This window comes from Pseudomonas sp. rhizo66, assembly GCF_031931925.1.
Lineage (GTDB): Bacteria > Pseudomonadota > Gammaproteobacteria > Pseudomonadales > Pseudomonadaceae > Aquipseudomonas.
The window spans coordinates 111241-128347 of the sequence record NZ_JAUJWZ010000016.1; the positions used below are offsets into that span (position 1 = coordinate 111241).

Below are 17107 nucleotides of genomic sequence, written 5' to 3' on the forward strand. Positions count from 1 at the left end.
CTTTTGTTAACCCTGGTTTGCGACCGAGGTTTGTTGCTTCACTAGCTGCTATGACCGCGCCCATGGTATGAATTTTTACGACCCGTCGCAAGACTAATATTTTGTTTCAGGCACCTGTTTCCGATATCCGATTTAGAAAGAAAAGGCTGACAGAAATAACGTTTTACAAAGCCGCTGAATGACTTCGTCAGGTATCGGCTGATTGAAGGTTATGATGCCGACGCTCACATGTCTGTGCAGCGATGGGGTTTGGCTGGCAACTCAACGGTTTCATTCCCTCTGAGACGGTTTTGCACCCGTGCCGGGATGATACTTCGGAGGGCTTTCAACCGGCCGCCTCACTAGCTGCTATGACATGCCAGCTGAAGGCAAGCATGATCCGGTAAGTTTGCTGGAGGTTTGGCCCCCAGCCCTGGAGGCCAAAACGTATGAAGCTTTTGCTGCGTACGCTGAGCCTTGTATGGAGATTGTTTAAAGCATTGCGCTTTTACGAGTTCCTGCGAGACCATTTTGACGACCTGAAGTAACGGCCGTTAATGTGGGAAAAGCCCGTTTCGGTTTCGACTGGAACGGGCTTTTTTTCTTGGAAAACTGTCAAAAAGCAGGATTTTTCCATATTTGTTTTCTTGGGCGCGTAGGCCATTTTTTCGGCGAGTGTAGGCATAGTTTAAAGCCTTCACTCCAACCTTCTTCCGAAGGAAAAGGGGACTGACCGAGGTGATCTAAAACGCTACGCCGACCTGAACGATTTTTGCGGAATCCAGAATCAACGCGCTTTTTCAGGTCGATGTATAACGCAAGACAACGTGGTCGGCGCCTTCTCCCTAAGGAGAGGGTTGGGTGAGGGAAATCATGCCACATACCCTCGACATCACCACATTGCCGGCGCTGGACCTGTCGCTGTTAGAAGGCACGGCGCAACAACGTTACGAATTCCTTGAAGACCTGCGCCACGCCGCCCGCGACGTCGGCTTTTTCTACCTGACCGGCCACGGTATCGACAGCGACTTGCTCAAGCAGGTGCAGGCCCACGCCCGGCAGTTCTTCGCATTGCCCGACAGCGAGAAAACCGCCGGCGGCATGATCAACTCACCGCACTTTCGCGGGTACAACCGTGCCGCTTCGGAGATCACCCGTGGCCAGCCCGATCTGCGTGAACAGTTCGATCTGGGCGCCGAGCGAGAGCGGTCGCCTTGGAAACGCAGGCATCCAGGCGCTTCGGGAATAACCTGATTACGTCGTCCCGGCCGGTTTCGCCAACGCGATTCCCGCCGCTCCGAGGCGCTTGAGAATCTCGAACAACAAATCACTTTTGGTCACCCCGACAATCCTCGGGCTGCCCACATAACCGGTCACCGTCAAGGTGATCCCGTCCGGCGACAACTTGCTGAAGCGCACGAACGGGGCCGGTTTGTCGAGGATGGTTTCGTTCTCCCGGTAAGTGTTGAGCAACAACTCCTTGACCTCTTCAGGATCGATATCCAGCGGGAACATCAACTCCAGTGACGCCACACCCTGCGCGCTGCCGCCCAGCGTCACGTTGCGCAGGTTCTGCGAGATCAGTTGCGAGTTCGGCACGATGACGATCGAGCGGTCGCTGAGCTGGATTTCCGTGGCGCGCACGTTGATGCGGCGAATGTCGCCTTCGACGCCGCTGATGCTGATCAGGTCGCCGACCTTCACCGGTCGTTCGGTGAGCAGAATCAGCCCTGAGACAAAGTTCTTCACGATCTCCTGCAAACCGAAGCCGATGCCCACCGACAATGCACTGACGATCCATGCCAGATTGGTCCACTGCACGCCGAGCGAGGACAGCGTCAGCAGAATCACGAACGCGTAACCGATGTTGGAAAACAGCGTGCTCAACGAGGCACACATGCCCGGGTCCATGTCGGTCTTGGGCAGGAACTCGTTGTCGAGCCAGCGACTCAAGGCGCGGATCAGCCAGATGCCGATCATCAGCGCCAGCACGGCATTGAGCAGGTGGCCGGGGACGATATTCAGCTTGCGCAACCCGGCGCCGCCGAGGATGGCCATGATGTTGCTCGCCAGTTGCCCGAGCGTGGTGCCGATGCCGCCGACAAACAGAGCGATCACCGCCAGCAGCATCAGTGCGGCCCGACTGAAGCCGGAGAGCAGGATCGAGATTTGATCGAGGCGGCGATCGCCGATGCCCAGTAGCTGTTTGAGTGCCTTGCCGCTCGCGTGCCGAGGAGAAAAAATGTGCTCGCAGGCGTCCTTGATCAACTGGATCAGCAGGTAGAAACCCGACAGAACGATGTACGCCCACACCAACTCGTAACTGATGAACCGCGCCAGCGACACGTAGCCGGCGAGCAGGGCAATCGCCGAGACAAACATCGAGACGCTGGCGATGGTGTAAATCACCCCGGCAACCGTGCTGTTTGCCGCTGCCGCATCATTGGCCGCGACCAGCGCCTTGCGCACCTTGCCGACGCGCAACAGCATGACCGTCACGATCACCAGCACGACGATCGAAATAACCCCGCGTCCGGCGATCACGATCTGGCTGCTCATGCCGGTGGCATTGCTCACCTGCACCAGCGTCACCAGCACCAGTAACGCGCAGGATAGAATGCGCGGGTAAGGTTTGAGCGCCAGTGCCACCGGATCGGCAATCGCCGGCAGGCGCCACGAAGGATGCTCGGTCGATAACAGCGCGCGGCTCAACCCAGTGAGCAGCACGCAGGCATACACGACCTTTTCGAACTCTTCGGAGAAGGTTTCCAGCACCGGCGGCAACGCTTGATGGCGGGTGCAGGCGTAGAACAGCAGTTGCAAAGCAATGGCGGTGGTGGCGATGGTCGCCAGCGCCGAGGCGAAAGCCAGCGCACTGCGCCGCAAACGCCCCTCCGGCATGCGGTAAATACACACCCAGGTCAGGCCCCGATCCGCGAGCCTGCGGCCGAATGTCCAGATGATCAGCGCCAATAACACCAGAATACTGGTGAAGAAGCGTTCGCCCGGCGCCCAAACCGTGGCCCAGGTGTCGCTCACGTGATCGACGAAAAATCGCAGACGCTGGCGATCATCGTCGCTCGGACTCACCAGCGGCGCCCAGAAGTGCGGACTCAATACGCTGTCAGTGCCCAGGGTCAACTCGCTCTCGAGCAACGTGCGGCGGATACCGGCGATCTGCGTAATCAAATCTGCCGCGCTCTGCTTCAACGCCGCCAGGCTTTTCAGGGTTCCGTCAACCTTGCTTTTCTGCTCCGCCAGCGCCGCCCGTTGCGCGACGATATCCGCCTGTTCCGCCGCCAGGTCCGTATCCGGCGCGGCCCCTAGCACTCCCAGTTGCACTGCCAGTTGTGCTTGCTGCGGCAACAACCCCGCCGACAATCGATCGACATCCAGAATGAACGCCTGCACCCGGTCCTGCGGGCCTTCGAGCTGGTTGTAATTGTTCGCGGCGGAAATCTGTTGCTTGAGACCGTCGAGGCGTTGTTGCAAGGCTTGCAGATCGCTTTGCGAAATCACCGGCAGCGGCGCGGCGGCGGTGGTTGCCGGCGCCGGCAAATCGGCTGCCCACAGCGTCGGACTGCCGCCAACCAGCAGCATGACCGCGACAAAAAACAACGACTTCAAGGGGTTGCGCATGGGTGGGCCAGCCCGAATTGATCACACAGTCTATGAGGTTAGGTGATCGAGACGATTGGCGAGGAAAAGTTTCCGGCAGGGCCGGGGCGGTGAGCAGAGCCTGCAGACGCAAAAAGCCCGACGGGTGAGGTCGGGCCTTTGTTCGGTGACGGCGCTGAAGCGCTGCATTCAGACGGCGCGGCGTTCAAGCAAACGGTCGGAACCACCTTCGGCAACAGCATCGCTGAACAGCGGGTCGGTTTCGGTGGCTGCGGCTACGGCGTCGCTGAACAATGGATCAGATTGAGTAGCGGCGGCGACTGCATCACTGAACAGTGGATCGGTTTGAGTCGCAGCCGCAACGGTGCGTTGTTCCAGCAGACGATCAGCACCGCCTTCGGCGACCAGAGGTTCGGCAGGGGCAGCGGCAAAAGCATTCAGGGCGAAGAACGAGAAAGCGATGCTGAGAAGGGCTTGGCGTTTCATGAGTGTGTGCTCCGTGATGTAAGGGTTGGGTCTGGAGCCGATCTTACGCCGCGCTATTGATAAGAGAACTTCATTGAGTCAATGGTTGTTATTGATGCGATTAATGGCTGTTTGTGAATGCGAGGATCTGCAGTTATTCATAGCCAATCCTCACCTGCGCACTGATCAGCTCAGCCAACATCCGCACAGGCTCGGTGAAGGTCTGGCGCGATCGGTGCACCAGCCCGATATCACGGTGGAACGTGTGCTGGCCGAGATCGAGCACTCTGACGCCGGCAGGCCATGCAAAGTCGGGTGCCGTTTGCGGCACCAGCGCGATACCGACACCGTTTTCGACCAGTTTGATAATCGCCTCCAGTTCATCCAACTCGCAGACCTCGTGCAGGGTGAAATGCATCTGCCGCAGAAAACGATCGACCTGCCTGCCGCCGAAGGAGGAGCGGTCATATCGAATGAACGGCTGACTGCAAAGCAATTGGCTCCAGTCATCGCCCGGCACATCGCGGGGCACGATCAACCGGTAAGGCTCCAGCGCCAAGGTCGTCCAGCGCAGGTCACTCTGCAGTGAAAAGGGCGGGCGGATGATCACGGCCATGTCGATCTCGCCAGCATCCACCAGGTTGACCAGTTCCATCGACAGCCCCGGAACGATCCGGGATCTGCACTGCGGGCAGTGCTGGTGAAACTTCGCGAGCGCATCCGGTAGATAAGAGCGCTGCACCGACGCAATGGCGCCGATGTTGACCAGCACGCTGGGAGGCAGCCCCGTGGTTGTCGAGCCGAGACTGTCGTAGAGCCTGAGCAGTTCTTGCGCTTGCAGAAGTATCTGGTGGCCCATTCTGTTGAGGTGTGCCGAGCGCCCCTTTCTGTCGAAAAGCTCGAAGCCGAGTTCGGCTTCCAGGCGCTGGATTTGGGCGCTGACGGCAGCCTGCGTGAGGCCGATCCTGTTGCCGGCTGCAGCGAAAGTACCTTCGCGTGCTACGGCAATGAGTGTCTTGAGTTCTTTGATCATTCACAAATATTAATTGTGTTTCTAAGAAATATATATTGATTTTTATGTTTGGTTTTCCGTCCTAGGATGTTTTCCATCCCCGGCAGCGACTCAACCGAAAGCGCCAATGTCGGCAGGAATGTTCGCCAACCAACAAAAACATTATTGGAGTTCTGATGAGCCTCTCGCCTTTTCACCTCGCTATCCCCGTTTACGATCTGGCTGCGGCGCGCACCTTTTACGGTGAGGTCTTTGGTCTTGCAGAAGGACGCTCCAGCACCCAGTGGGTCGACTTCGACTTTTATGGCCACCAACTGGTCATTCACGAACACCCGAAAACCGCGTCTCAGGAAAGCGTTCACAGCAACCCGGTCGACGGTCACGACGTACCTGTTCCGCACTTCGGCATCATTTTGGGATGGCAACAGTGGGAAGCATTGGCCGAACGTCTGAAGTCCTTTGGTACCGAGTTTGTGATCGAACCGTACATTCGCTTTCAGGGGCAGGTGGGTGAGCAGGCCACCATGTTCCTCTTTGATCCTTGCGGTAACGCCCTTGAGTTCAAGGCGTTCAAGGATATGAGCCAGCTCTTCGCCAAGTGACAACCGTCATGGCACAACCCGGTTGTGCCATTCGTTCCCTAGTGAGCTGGAAGCTCATGACTCTAGCAACTGCCACTGACGCAGACCTTTCCTTCCAACAAAAAGGCTAGACATGAAACGTATTCCCCTGGTGTGGCAAATCGTTGCCGGGCTGTTGCTTGGCGTGCTCGTCGGTTGGTATTTCAATACCCATCCGCAGTATCAAACGTGGGTCAGTGCGGAGATCCTCAAACCCCTCGGTGACATCTTTATCAAGATGATGAAGATGGTGGTTGTACCGATTGTCTTCTGTTGCATGATTCTGGGCATTGCCGGCGGTGGCGATAACAAGTCGTTTGGCCGCATGGGCATCAAGTCGCTGGGTTATTTCTTTGCGATTACCGCGCTGGCCATTGTCATCGGCTTGTGTTTCGCAAACCTCTTTGAACCGGGTACCGGCACCGATATTTCCGGCCTGTCCCACGGCACGGCATCGATCAACATGGAGCCGTCAAAAGGTGCGCTGGTGATCGTGCAGAACATCGTGCCGGACAATGTTCTGGTGGCGATGTCGGAAGCGAAATTGCTCTCGGTATTGTTCTTCGCCGTGCTGTTCGGCCTCGCCTGAATGCGCTGCCAAGAGAAAAAAGTGCACCAGCCATTGCCCTGGTTCAAAGCATTTGCGATGCGATGTTCAAAGTGGTCTCAATCGTCATGGCTTACGCGCCGGTCGGTGTCTTCGGCATGATTGGCGCAACGGTTGCGACATTTGGTTTTGCCTCACTGTTGCCATTGCTCAAGTTGATCGGTGTGGTTTATCTGGCGCTGATTGTCTTCGCTCTGGTGATACTCGGCGGCATTTGCTACCTGATCGGCGAGAACATTTTCAAATTGATCCGCTACTTCCGCAGTGAACTGATTCTGGCATTTTCCAGCGCCGCTTCCGCCGCGGTCATGCCGCAATTGATGAGCCGGTTGGAGCGCTACGGCGTACCGCGGCGGATCGTCAGTTTCGTGGTGCCGGTGGGTTATGCATTCAACCTGGACGGCGCTTCGATCTTCCTCGGCGTCGCGACGATCTTCGTGGCGCAACTCTATGGAATCGACCTGTCACTGTCGCAGCAGATCTTGCTGGTGGTGACGATGGTCCTGACATCGAAAGGCGCGGCAGGGGTGCCCGGGTTTGCCATCATCATCCTCTCCGCGACGTTGGCGTCGGCCGGTCTGCCCCTGGAAGGCGTGGCATTGATCGCGGGTATTTTCAGGATCATCGACAGCGGTACGACCACGCTGAACGTATTGGGCAATGCCATCGCACCGCTGGTGATTGCCAAGTGGGAAAGAGCAGCGCTTGAACCGTCGCGTGTTCATTGCGCTGCTGAAGTCTGAGTCTTCAATCGTTCAAACCGCATCGAGAACGTGTGCACGCCCGCTGGCGCAGGGGCGTTTTTTTGGGGTTATTTTACTAGACGACCAGTCTATTGATTTGGAGTGTTCATGATTGATAACGCTGTTGATACCGACCTTTTCTCGCCCATGCACATGGGCGCGCTGCAATTGGCCAATCGAATTGTCATGGCGCCCGTGACGCGCAGCCGGATGGCCGACGACGGCGTACCGAATGAAATGCACGCGACTTACTACGCTCAGCGCGCCAGTGCAGGTTTGATCATCGCCGAGGCGACGAACATCTCCGCTCAGGGACGTGGCTATGCGATGACACCGGGTATCTGGTCGCAAGCGCAGGTCGCCGGGTGGAAAAAAGTCACCGATGCGGTGCACGCGGCCGGCGGAAAGATCGTCTGCCAACTGTGGCACGTCGGGCGTTTTTCCAGTGTCGAGTTGCAGCCCAATGGCGAAGCACCGGTCGCACCTTCGGCGATCAAGGCTGAGGGCAGCACGTACACCGAGAAAGGTTTTGTCGAGGTATCGATGCCTCGCGCGCTTGAGACCGCGGAAATTCCCGGGATCATCGAGCAGTACAAACTTGCCGCCGAGAATGCCAGGCAAGCCGGGTTCGATGGCGTCGAAGTGCATTCGGCCAACAGCTATCTGCTCGACCAGTTTCTGCGCGACTCGACCAATCAGCGCACGGACCTCTATGGCGGCTCCATCGAGAACCGCGCCCGGTTGATACTCGAAGTCACCGCTGCGGTGGCGTCCATCTGGGGCAGCGACCGTGTCGGTATCCGCCTGTCACCGGTAACGCCCGATGCCGGGAATACGCCGCCCGACAGCAACGTCATGGCGACTTACGGCTATCTGATCCAGCAACTCAATCGATTCAACCTGGCTTACCTGCATTTCGTCGAAGGTGCCACGGCTACTTCTCGCAGCGTTCCTGCGGGGGTGGATCTCGACGCCCTGAGTGCGCAGTTCGAAGGGCCGTTCATTGGCAACAACAACTATGACCTGGCGATGGCACTTGAGCGTCGGGCGCAGGGCCGTATCGATGCGGTGGCGTTTGGGCGTTTGTTTATTGCCAACCCCGACCTGGTCGAGCGCCTGCGTCACGGGCTCGAACTGACCATTGCCCCGCGTGAGGGTTACTACGGCGGTGGCGCCAAAGGCTACATCGATTGGCCAACCGCTAATGCCTGAATGGCAGCCCTGACATAAAACCTCTCCGTCACCCATTTCATCATCTCGCCGACACGCCAGGATTGGTGAATGTCGGCAGCTCCTGCCGCCGTGTGCCCACCTTGGCTTCCGGTGGCCTCTGTAACTCACCTCCAACGAAAGGAAACAACCATGTCAAACAACATCAAGGCTGTACCGACCGCCGAATACACCGCTGTCATCGCCACTGCCAATCAATACGTTGAAGGTCTTCGGATCGGCGATGCCCAAGGCGTCGCTCAGGCCTTCCATAAAGAGGCGGTGATGTACGGTTTCACCAACGGCGAATTGCTCGGCGGCCCGATCAAGAACCTGTTTGATTTCGTCGAGAAAAACGGCGCGGCCCCGCACATCAGCACACGTCTTGACGTGCTGGCGATCACACCGACCACTGCAATAGTGCGTGTGGACCTGGAAACCGATGCGATTGGTGCCGATTACAACGACTACCTGACCCTGATCAAAATTGGCGGCACCTGGAAGGTCATCGCCAAGGTTTATCACCAGTTCGAGGCCTGAGTATCGATCGATCCCGGTAGTCCGCTGCCGGGATCGGCGGATGATCAAGTGCAAGGGGAGACGAGATGTCGATGGCCGCATTCCCGCGAGGAATGCGGGGCATGAAGCGAATGAATTTTCCCTCTCGCGCTCTTCGGCGTAGCGTGCTCGAAAAACAAGGAGCATTGCCGTGAGCCCAACCTCGACCAGCCCCGCAGAAAAATTCGACACTTCCCGCGCCAGCGAATACGCCCGCCAAAGCCGCATCGCTCTGGCCGGCTACGACGCCTGTCACGACCTGGCGGCCTGCATGTTGGCGGCGAGTCTGGGTTCGCGCCCGGCCAGCATACTGGTGGTCGGCGCCGGCGGTACGGCGCAGGAAATCATTGCGATGGCGGCGCTGGAGCCGCAGTGGCGTTTCACCGCAGTCGACCCTTCCGTACCGATGCTGGAAACCGCGACTGCGCAGTTGCAAGCCAACGATTTACTGCACCGAACCCAAGTGCATCTCGGCCACGTCGAAGACCTGCCGGCCGCTGCCTCATTCGATGCAGCGACGTTGATCGGCGTGCTTCATCATCTGAATGGTGATGAGCCCAAGCGCCGGATCCTGCAAGCGATTCAGGCACGTCTCAAACCGGGCGCGCCGCTGATTGTCGCCGGCAACCATTACGCCTATGCCAGCCAACCGTTGTTACTCCTGGCGTGGGGACAGCGTTGGCGGCAGCAGGGCGCCAGTGCGGAGGAGGTGAAGGCCAAGTTGGGCAAGATTCTGCAAGGCGCCGACCCGCCGCATTCCGAAGCGGCGGTTCAGGCGTTGTTGCATGAGGCCGGGTTTGGTGAAACGACGCGGTTTTTCAGCAGTTTGTTCTGGGGGGCCTGGCTGGCGTGTAAAACGCTTTCTTGACGTATTCCCTATTTGGCCCGCACCGAAAAGATGTAGCCGACGGAGCGAGGCGAGGCTGGCGGAGAAAGACCTCCGTATCGAGCGGGCGCTGCTGAACATCTCCGCTCTCGTAGAGCAGGAATCAGCTCTCGCTGGTATCGGTTGGTTCCACCGCTGCCTCTGCCTCCAGTTTCGCCCGCTCAGCCTTGCTGATGTACTTGGGCTTTTTCGGTGCCAGTTTGGCACTGGCCTTTTTGGCCTTTTCCTTGAACAGCTGCTGCAGTTTCTTTTGACGATTCATGTTTTCTATCCGGCCTGCTCTTGCGCTCAAAAAGGGGCGAATCCTGACGTAAGCGTCGGGCCAAGGCAATGCCCATTCCTCACATCGCGATAAAGTCGCGCACTAGGATATCGCACAACCCTCAGGCAAACGCCGCCTCGATAAACGCCCCCAGCGCCTTCTCTTCAAGAATCTCGATCGAGAAATGCCCGAAACGCTTGGGCAACCAGATAATGCGGGCCCCGGAGGGCGATTGCAGGTTCTCGCGGGTCAACGGCTGGCCGTTCTCGTCTTCCGGCTGAACCCCGCTGGCGAGCAGTTCGTCGTAGGCCAACTCGATATCCGGGGTGGTGTAGCAATGGCGATAAATCATGCCTTCGCCCACGGTATCCAGCAGTTCCTTCAGATTCCCCGCCAGTGGCTGGACCAGCATGAACCGCTCCTGACCCATCAGCGCGACGGCATAGCGCACGTGGAGGCCACCACGATTCCATATCTGCGTTGTGGAGGTTCGTGCCTTGAGGATTTGCGCATAGTAGGCGCAGGCTTCTTCGAGGTCGTTGACCAATACGTCGATGTGGCTGAATTTCAAATCCATGAAATAGTTCCTGTCAGGCAGTGTCGATGGACTGGGTTGTAATCGACGAGCGGCTAGTCCGAATAAACTAAGCTGATGGGTAACGTCAAGATGACACAGGAGCAACCCACCATGAAGGCGCGCCGCATGATCAAGTCACGCACATTGATTGCAACGATTACTTCCCTTGCGCTGGTGGTCAGTTCGGCGATGGCATTGGCTGATCCCGGTAATGGAAAGGGCCAGGGCAATGGCAAGGGTAATTCGCAGAATGTGCAGGGCCACGGTAACCAGAAAGGTAACGGCAACAAGGGCAACAACGCCGGTGGTGACTGGAGTCATGGCCCCAGCATCGATCGCGGCAATGTGCTCGGGATTGTTGGCGGCTATCGCGATTACTGGAGCCCGGGCCCTTCGCTGCCACCGGGGGTTCAAAAGAACCTTGCGCGCGGCAAACCACTGCCGCCCGGTATCGCCAAAAAGCTCGATGGGCGCCTGGTTGGTCATCTGCCACATTACGATGGCTACGAATGGCAGCAGGCGGGCACGGACTTGATATTGGTCGCGCTGGCAACCGGTCTGATATACGAGGTGCTGAACGGGGCGTTTGATTAAGGCACCCTTATGAGATCTCGCCGTTGACCGTGGGGTTTTTGATGGCCAGCAGTGGTGTGTGCTGCTGGCGCGAGTGGCCGCAGATTTCCTGCCTGTACCACTGCGCGCCACTCACCTCGATCAGACGATTTTCAAAGCACTCAGCACGATCAACGATTGCTCGGCAAAGACTTGGGCCTGCTCGGTCAGCGCGGCGATGTTGGCTTCGGCAGTGGTCAGCGGTTGGCCGTCCTTGACCAGCACTTCGTTTTGTTCGGCGATGACGCTCCACGCCAGTTGCGCCCACTCCGCCGGGTGCTGTTTGCCCTGGCGGATTGCAATGAGGAACAGTTGCTGGAAGCGGCTGACCATGACGCCACCACCGGTGACCGGGCTGCTCAGCACCTGAATGTCGGCGTTGAACAGCGCGCGCTTGCACAGTTGCAGGTTAAACGCGGCGCAGCGTTCGTATACCCGCGCCTCGGCGGCTTCACTCTGGCAAGGGGCTACCGCGCCCATGCTGACCAGGATGGCGATGGCCTGTTCCAGATCGTCATAGGCGATTGGCGACACCGCATCGAGCAACTGTTGCATCGTTTGGGCTTCATACGTCTGGCCCGCGAGTGCATTGAGCAGCGGGCCGTAAATTTCCGCTTGCAAAGACGCTTCGCCAGCGGGGCCGGTGACGCTGGACGCTACGGTTTCTGCCGGTTGCATCAGGACAAATCGCGTATTGAGCATGCGCGACCGGCGCTCGGCGGCGCAGAGTCGGTTGGCACCGCGCACGTACAGGTCGCGGCGGAACGACTGATTGACGAAGTAGTCACGTGCCTGCTCGCGCATCACCGGGTGTTCGATGCTGTCGAGAAAGGTCAGGGCTTCGCCACTCAGATTGAGTACATCGACCGAATCCAGCGGCACCGCTGTCGTCACGAAATCAAGCTTGGCCGGGGCCAGCGCATCCACCATGTCGGCGAAGTACATGCAGTTCCAGTCGCGATTGAAATATTCGTGAGCGACGTATTGGCGGTCCTGACCTTTGATGGTCTGCAGTCGGGCGCCCAGACTTGGCGCGGCAATGGCGTACTTGGGGTTGGCCGCCAGCAGCGCTTCGGAAAACTGCAGCGCGGCGTCAATGCGCTGATCCGCCCGCGTCGAGTGATTGGCGAAGCGGTCGTGCAGGCTGAACAATTGGCGCAACGGCGCGGCAGGCGACCAACCCGGGAATGCGTTGTAACTGACATACAGATGACCACCCGGTTTGAGGTGGCGCCGGGCGAACTCGACAATCAGCTTCTGGTTGTCACGGCTGACCCAGGTCCAGATGCCGTGCAGGCTGATGCTGTCGAACTGCGGCAAATCATGACGCGCCAGCAGTTGCTCGAAGCTGTCGTCATAGAGTTTTGCGCCGTTGTTGCTGAGTTCCGCCAGCTCAATGGCATGGGCCGCCTGACCGGGGTGGAAGTCCGTACCGACGAAGCCTGCAGGGCTCGCCGTGGCGTGGATATTGATCGACACACCCTGACCAAAACCCAGTTCGCAGTGATAACCGTCGGGATTGTCCAGACCGGCAACGCCGCGCAACAACAGGCAGTAACGCTGGAAAACCGGATTGATTTCCCGGCTATAGCTGTAGGTGTAGCCTTCGTCGGTGAAATAACCTTCGTTCCAGGCGTTGCTCATGGGTGCAGCCTCTTGAATCGTAATGGAAAGTGGCTCTTGTGCGGAGGTGGACTCGCGCCGTTAGAACCTCTCGCTGTCCGCCAGGATGTTGTCGGCAGGATCGAACCATTCGATAGGGTTCGTGCTGAAATTTCGCAGCGGTTATTCAGGATCGGAGTTGGTCGGTCCTCACAAACGCATGCCCATCTCGAATGCACGGGTCTCAAAGCCGAACTCCGCATACATACGCGCGGCACGTTCGTTGAATGGCCATACAGTCAACCGCAGGTCCTGCGCACCTTGCTCGATCGCCCAGTCTTGTACGCATTGAATCAGCGCGCGACCAATGCCTTTACCCCAGAACGGCTCGGCGACACACACCGAGCCGATGCGCACCACATTCTGCGGCTGCATCAGCGGGCCGGAACTGGCGGACAGGATGGCCGTAATGAACGCCACGGGCCGCTCACCGGCGCTGGCGATGAAGACGATTTGGCCGGGCTTTTCGAATATCCCGGCCCAGTGCGGCAAGTCACGGGCGAAATCTTCGGTGGCGGCGGCGTAGATATCAGGGCGGGCGGCGTGGTGTACCGAGTTGAGCAATTGGCCCAGCTCGCACATCGCCATGGCATCTTCGGCGGTGGCGGTTCGGTAGGTAATGATTTCTTCCATGAATGGTTGTCCTTGATAGCGTAGGGAATCCGGCGGGGTGGTTGAACATACGCCTTGAGCGCTGCACGGGCATCCAATCCTGCGGTAACCGGCGAAATTATGCACCCCGGATCCTGTGTGCATTTCAACGAAGCAGGCCGCACCTGGGTCGCTTTTTCACGCAAATCTGTGCATTGAATGTTTTTACGTCAGGCGAATAATCGACCGCTCGAAACCTTTGGAATTGAGCACTGTATGGAAGATTTTCGCGTTGATTTCGACAACATTTGTTGTTTACGGACGGCTGTCTCAAGGAGCCGCCCATGAGCCAGCATACCCGCACCAAACGCCTGACCGTACCGCAATTGGTTGCCATGAAAGGCCAACAGAAAATCGTCTCGCTCACGGCGTATTCCAGCAGTATTGCCAAACTGATCGACCCGATCGTCGACTTCATTCTGGTCGGTGATTCCACGGCCATGGTCGGTTATGGCCGCCCCTCGACACTGAGCATGCAGCTCGAAGAAATCATCGGCCACACGCGGGCGGTGGTCGATAGCACGTGCCTGGCTTGTGTGGTGGCCGACATGCCGTTCGGCAGTTATCAGGAATCCCACGAGCAGGCCTTTCGTAATTGCGCTCAGGTTTTGGCGCGCACCGGTTGCGACGCGGTGAAGCTGGAGGCCAACAAGGCCTTGGCGTCCACTGTCGAATTTCTCGTGGCGCGCGGAATTCCGGTTATGGCGCATGTCGGGCTGATGCCGCAATTTGTCAATGTCATGGGCGGCTTCAAGGCCCAGGGCCTGACCGCTGAAACCGGCGCAGTGATTGCCGAAGATGCGCGAGCCAATCTCGACGCAGGCGCTTTCAGCCTGTTGCTCGAAGGTGTGGCCGAAGGTGTGGCACGGCAGATCACGCTGGACTCGCCAATGCCCACCATCGGCATTGGCGCCTCACCGGCCTGCGACGGGCAGGTGCTGGTCACCGAAGACGTGCTCGGCCTGGGCGGTGAGCATCAGCCGCGTTTCGTCAAACGGTACGCCGATGTCGGCGCGGTGATCAGCGAGGCGTGCGCGCAGTTTGCCGAGGATGTGCGCCATGGCCGGTTTCCTGAAACGCGGCATTGTTATGGGCTGTAGACGCGGTTTTCTTCGGTGATAGCCTGCGCCAGTCGTTGCACCGCGTGGCCGATGTCCTTGTCCCAGTCGAGGGTAAAGCTCAGGCGCAGGTACTGCTTCCAGGCGCCTTGCTGGCTGAAGATTTCGCCGGGGGCGATGACGATCCGCTCAGCCAGCAGGCGCTCGAACACCCGTTGCATGTCGATCGATCGCACAACCTTGAGCCAGAAACTTGCACCGCCTTGCGGGACGAGCACCTGCCACTGGCCGTTACCGTGTTCTTCCAGCAAGGTGTGCAGCTGTTGCATGCGCTTGCGCAACAGAGCGCGCAGGGTGGTCAGGTGCTGGTCGATGCGCCTGGAGCTGTAGAGCCTGGCAATCGCTTTCTGCCGAATAGGCGAGAGGCGAAAACCGCGCTGCGTAAACAGTCGATGAAATGGCGCGGCCTGCTGGCGACACAAAACGTAGCCGTACGGCGCTTCGCCGCCAATCAGTTTGTCGAATGTCGAGAACACCAGCAGCTTGTCCGGATCGGCAAAGTCGCGATAACGCGCGGCTGACTCGGAGAAACCCAACTCGCCCCATGTATCGTTTTCAAACAACCAGATATCCCGCTCGGCCAGCCAGCGACAGATCTGCTGTTTATCCTGCGCGGGCATCAACTGACCCTGGGGAATATTCACTGTGGAGGAGAGCACCGCCAGGCGCACCGGCTCACGCGTGAGTAACGCCTTCAACGCGGGCAGATCGAAGCGGCCGTCATCGCCGAGGGGCATTTCGATAACGCGGATATTGGCCGCCTGCAACTGGCGCAGAATCGCCCACGAGCAGGGCGATTCGACCAGCGCCACGCTGCCACCGAGGTTCAGGGCATTGAGCGACAGTTCCAGCACGCTGCGCAGGTCTGCGCCGATATACACGTGCTCGGCCTGCCAGTGGTTGTGAGCGGAACGGGTGTAGCGTTCAGCCAGGACCGCGCGCAATTCAGGCTCACCGAGGGCCTGATAGAGCGGCGCGTGCGAGCGCGGGTATTGGCGGGTCAGTTCGCGCTCCATCGTCAACAATGGACCTTGCAGCGACAGCAGCATCGCCGGGGCATCACTGCTAAACGCCAACATCGCAGGCTGACGGGCACTGGCAAAGACGCTGTCCAGAAGATTGTCGGAACTGGGCGTCACAGGTGCCGCCGGCATCGACCGGGTGAAATAGCCAAACCTGGCTCTGGCGTGGATCCGGCCCTCGTCTTCGAGCAGTGCATAGGCGTATTTGGTTGTCGAGACCGAAACGCCAAGGCGCAGGGCCAGTTGTCGCAGGGACGGCAGTTTCTGCTCAGTCGTGCCACTGGCCGCCTCGATCAGGCCGAGGAGGTAGTGGTAGACCTCCTGATAGGCGAACGCGTCCTTGGGTGGCGTCGTCAATGCTGTTCTCCTTGATTGTCTGCCTTCGGAGCAAACGGACGATTGTGCCAAAGCAGTCAGTTGTCCGTCTGTGCCGCCGCCCAGTGCTTCATCTCTTCAGCAATGAAGTGATTGACCAGGTCGCGGTACATTTTCTCAATGGCGTCTGCATTCAAACCTTCGTTTTCGGCCCAGTCGCGACGGGTTGCCAACATCGCCTGAAAACGCTCCGGTGCCCGCACTGAGGTCGCCGAGGTTTTGAACTTCGAGGCAGCGAGTACGTATTGAAAACGCTTGCCCAGCAGTTTGATCACCGCTTGATCAAGTCGGTCGATTTCACTTCGAATATCTTGCATGTCCGCACAGTCGGCGGGTTGGATTCGCTGAGGCGCTTTCTGTTCCATTTCAACATTCCCTGTTGGCGACGGCTGATCGTGCAGCAGGGCGGGTGATTTGAGCAATCAGAAAAAACCCGGCCGAAGCCGGGCTTGGGCACGGGCAACGGTTTAAGCGGCCATATTTCCGGCAGCCATTTCTTTCTTGTAACTGGCCTTCATGGCTTCCATCTGCGCGCCTAACTCGTCCAGTTTGGCTTTGCCCAGGAGTTTTTTTGCTTGAGGAAACATTTCCGTTTCTTCCTCTTCAATATGGTGCTCGAGCAATTCCTTGACCACTTTTACCCGGCCGGAAAATTCCGGGGTGCCCGGATCGGTCTGTTTCAGATCAGGCAGCACCAGTGAGTCGACGGTGCGGTGCTCTTCCTTGGCCTCGAAATACATGATGTCCTGTTCTTTGCCGCCTGCTTCCTTGAACGCGGGATAAAGAATTTCCTCTTCGAGCCGGGTATGGATGGTGATTTCCATTTCCAGTTTACCCAACAGTTCCACGCGTTTTTTCAGCGCCCGCTCCGTCGAGTCGCTGAGTTGGCTGAGGATGTCTTTGACTTTTACATGATCGGCTTTGAGAAGGTCGATGGCGTTCATTATGGTTCCTCGGCTGTCACGGAGTGAACACAGGCCGTTTTCTCACGGCGCTGTGAATGCTTTGAACCTGTGGCATTTGCCATGCCAATTTATCGATCCGGAAAAATGCTGCGGCTTCAAAGGCTTGCAGCGCCTTAGGCAAACTGCCTTCATGCAGCCTGCATGACCTGTGTCGTGCGACCATTGC

The 17107-nt window shown here is 58.2% G+C and carries 16 protein-coding genes and 2 pseudogenes; 8 read left to right on the top strand and 10 right to left on the bottom strand.

From position 1 onward, the window contains the following. Positions 1-852: 852 nt before the first annotated feature. Positions 853-1194 (top strand): annotated as a pseudogene (locus tag QZR14_RS19315) (2-oxoglutarate and iron-dependent oxygenase domain-containing protein); the annotation flags it as partial. Between the two features lie 39 nt (positions 1195-1233). On the opposite strand, the gene QZR14_RS19320 reads toward QZR14_RS19315, so the two are convergent. The 3 genes from QZR14_RS19320 to QZR14_RS19330 all read right to left on the bottom strand — a co-directional run bounded on the left by QZR14_RS19320 (position 1234) and on the right by QZR14_RS19330 (position 5095). Further along, positions 1234-3618 carry a DUF3772 domain-containing protein gene (locus QZR14_RS19320; RefSeq protein WP_250604676.1) on the bottom strand — a complete coding sequence of 795 codons (2385 nt, stop codon included), beginning with the start codon at positions 3616-3618 and terminating at the stop codon, positions 1234-1236. Positions 3619-3786: 168 nt separating this feature from the next. Continuing rightward, positions 3787-4083, bottom strand: coding sequence for a hypothetical protein (locus QZR14_RS19325; protein ID WP_311997439.1), 297 nt, complete (start codon positions 4081-4083; stop codon positions 3787-3789). 133 nt (positions 4084-4216) lie between these two features. Continuing rightward, complete coding sequence (locus QZR14_RS19330; RefSeq protein WP_311997440.1) at positions 4217-5095, bottom strand: LysR family transcriptional regulator; 879 nt, start codon at positions 5093-5095, stop codon at positions 4217-4219. A gap of 155 nt (positions 5096-5250) precedes the next feature. On the opposite strand from QZR14_RS19330, the gene QZR14_RS19335 reads away from it, so the two are divergent. From QZR14_RS19335 to QZR14_RS19355, 5 genes and pseudogenes are all read left to right on the top strand, one after another. Beyond that, positions 5251-5676, top strand: a complete 426-nt coding sequence (locus QZR14_RS19335; protein ID WP_108225465.1) for a VOC family protein — start codon at positions 5251-5253, stop codon at positions 5674-5676. Between the two features lie 112 nt (positions 5677-5788). Beyond that, positions 5789-7044, top strand: a pseudogene (locus QZR14_RS19340) (cation:dicarboxylate symporter family transporter). A gap of 108 nt (positions 7045-7152) precedes the next feature. Then, a complete protein-coding gene (locus QZR14_RS19345; RefSeq protein ID WP_311997441.1) occupies positions 7153-8256 on the top strand; it encodes an alkene reductase in 1104 nt (367 codons plus the stop codon). A gap of 150 nt (positions 8257-8406) precedes the next feature. After that, on the top strand, positions 8407-8793 hold the full coding sequence (locus tag QZR14_RS19350) for a nuclear transport factor 2 family protein (RefSeq protein WP_311997442.1): 387 nt from the start codon (positions 8407-8409) through the stop codon (positions 8791-8793). 169 nt (positions 8794-8962) lie between these two features. Next, positions 8963-9679, top strand: coding sequence for a class I SAM-dependent methyltransferase (locus QZR14_RS19355; RefSeq protein ID WP_311997443.1), 717 nt, complete (start codon positions 8963-8965; stop codon positions 9677-9679). A 121-nt stretch (positions 9680-9800) separates the two neighbouring features. On the opposite strand, the gene QZR14_RS19360 is transcribed toward QZR14_RS19355, so the two are convergent. Both QZR14_RS19360 and QZR14_RS19365 read right to left on the bottom strand, forming a co-directional pair. Next, complete coding sequence (locus QZR14_RS19360) at positions 9801-9959, bottom strand: DUF2986 domain-containing protein (RefSeq protein ID WP_123450288.1); 159 nt, start codon at positions 9957-9959, stop codon at positions 9801-9803. A gap of 121 nt (positions 9960-10080) precedes the next feature. Next, positions 10081-10536, bottom strand: a complete 456-nt coding sequence (locus QZR14_RS19365) for a VOC family protein (protein WP_311997444.1) — start codon at positions 10534-10536, stop codon at positions 10081-10083. A 126-nt stretch (positions 10537-10662) separates the two neighbouring features. Here QZR14_RS19365 and QZR14_RS19370 point away from each other — a divergent pair, with 126 nt between their 5' ends. Continuing rightward, the gene (locus QZR14_RS19370; protein ID WP_311997487.1) at positions 10663-11130 is read left to right on the top strand and encodes an anti-virulence regulator CigR family protein; all 468 of its coding nucleotides are present in this window, start codon (positions 10663-10665) and stop codon (positions 11128-11130) included. A gap of 120 nt (positions 11131-11250) precedes the next feature. On the opposite strand, the gene QZR14_RS19375 is transcribed toward QZR14_RS19370, so the two are convergent. Continuing rightward, positions 11251-12792, bottom strand: coding sequence for a class I SAM-dependent methyltransferase (locus QZR14_RS19375; protein WP_311997445.1), 1542 nt, complete (start codon positions 12790-12792; stop codon positions 11251-11253). Positions 12793-12960: 168 nt separating this feature from the next. After that, a complete protein-coding gene (locus tag QZR14_RS19380; protein ID WP_311997446.1) occupies positions 12961-13443 on the bottom strand; it encodes a GNAT family N-acetyltransferase in 483 nt (160 codons plus the stop codon). A 302-nt stretch (positions 13444-13745) separates the two neighbouring features. Here QZR14_RS19380 and panB point away from each other — a divergent pair, with 302 nt between their 5' ends. Continuing rightward, positions 13746-14561: a 3-methyl-2-oxobutanoate hydroxymethyltransferase gene (gene panB / locus QZR14_RS19385; protein WP_311997447.1), complete on the top strand. Its 816-nt coding sequence runs from the start codon at positions 13746-13748 to the stop codon at positions 14559-14561. Here the strand turns inward: panB and QZR14_RS19390 are convergent. The 3 genes from QZR14_RS19390 to QZR14_RS19400 all read right to left on the bottom strand — a co-directional run bounded on the left by QZR14_RS19390 (position 14549) and on the right by QZR14_RS19400 (position 16920). Beyond that, positions 14549-15958, bottom strand: a complete 1410-nt coding sequence (locus QZR14_RS19390; protein ID WP_311997448.1) for an aminotransferase-like domain-containing protein — start codon at positions 15956-15958, stop codon at positions 14549-14551. The genes panB and QZR14_RS19390 overlap by 13 nt on opposite strands. Before the next feature lie 56 nt (positions 15959-16014). Further along, positions 16015-16341, bottom strand: a complete 327-nt coding sequence (locus tag QZR14_RS19395) for an isochorismate lyase (RefSeq protein ID WP_311997449.1) — start codon at positions 16339-16341, stop codon at positions 16015-16017. 102 nt (positions 16342-16443) lie between these two features. After that, a complete protein-coding gene (locus QZR14_RS19400; RefSeq protein ID WP_311997450.1) occupies positions 16444-16920 on the bottom strand; it encodes a hemerythrin domain-containing protein in 477 nt (158 codons plus the stop codon). Between the last annotated feature and the right edge of the window lie 187 nt (positions 16921-17107).

What these genes read in the sequence shown, in the direction of transcription:
- QZR14_RS19330 (WP_311997440.1), bottom strand. Translation starts at nt 5,095, where the DNA reads ATGATCAAAGAACTCAAGACACTCATTGCCGTAGCACGCGAAGGTACT.
- QZR14_RS19345 (WP_311997441.1), top strand. Translation starts at nt 7,153, where the DNA reads ATGATTGATAACGCTGTTGATACCGACCTTTTCTCGCCCATGCACATG.
- QZR14_RS19400 (WP_311997450.1), bottom strand. Translation starts at nt 16,920, where the DNA reads ATGAACGCCATCGACCTTCTCAAAGCCGATCATGTAAAAGTCAAAGAC.
- QZR14_RS19350 (WP_311997442.1), top strand. Translation starts at nt 8,407, where the DNA reads ATGTCAAACAACATCAAGGCTGTACCGACCGCCGAATACACCGCTGTC.
- QZR14_RS19325 (WP_311997439.1), bottom strand. Translation starts at nt 4,083, where the DNA reads ATGAAACGCCAAGCCCTTCTCAGCATCGCTTTCTCGTTCTTCGCCCTG.
- QZR14_RS19395 (WP_311997449.1), bottom strand. Translation starts at nt 16,341, where the DNA reads ATGGAACAGAAAGCGCCTCAGCGAATCCAACCCGCCGACTGTGCGGAC.
- QZR14_RS19375 (WP_311997445.1), bottom strand. Translation starts at nt 12,792, where the DNA reads ATGAGCAACGCCTGGAACGAAGGTTATTTCACCGACGAAGGCTACACC.
- QZR14_RS19370 (WP_311997487.1), top strand. Translation starts at nt 10,663, where the DNA reads ATGATCAAGTCACGCACATTGATTGCAACGATTACTTCCCTTGCGCTG.
- QZR14_RS19360 (WP_123450288.1), bottom strand. Translation starts at nt 9,959, where the DNA reads ATGAATCGTCAAAAGAAACTGCAGCAGCTGTTCAAGGAAAAGGCCAAA.
- panB (WP_311997447.1), top strand. Translation starts at nt 13,746, where the DNA reads ATGAGCCAGCATACCCGCACCAAACGCCTGACCGTACCGCAATTGGTT.
- QZR14_RS19380 (WP_311997446.1), bottom strand. Translation starts at nt 13,443, where the DNA reads ATGGAAGAAATCATTACCTACCGAACCGCCACCGCCGAAGATGCCATG.
- QZR14_RS19320 (WP_250604676.1), bottom strand. Translation starts at nt 3,618, where the DNA reads ATGCGCAACCCCTTGAAGTCGTTGTTTTTTGTCGCGGTCATGCTGCTG.
- QZR14_RS19365 (WP_311997444.1), bottom strand. Translation starts at nt 10,536, where the DNA reads ATGGATTTGAAATTCAGCCACATCGACGTATTGGTCAACGACCTCGAA.
- QZR14_RS19335 (WP_108225465.1), top strand. Translation starts at nt 5,251, where the DNA reads ATGAGCCTCTCGCCTTTTCACCTCGCTATCCCCGTTTACGATCTGGCT.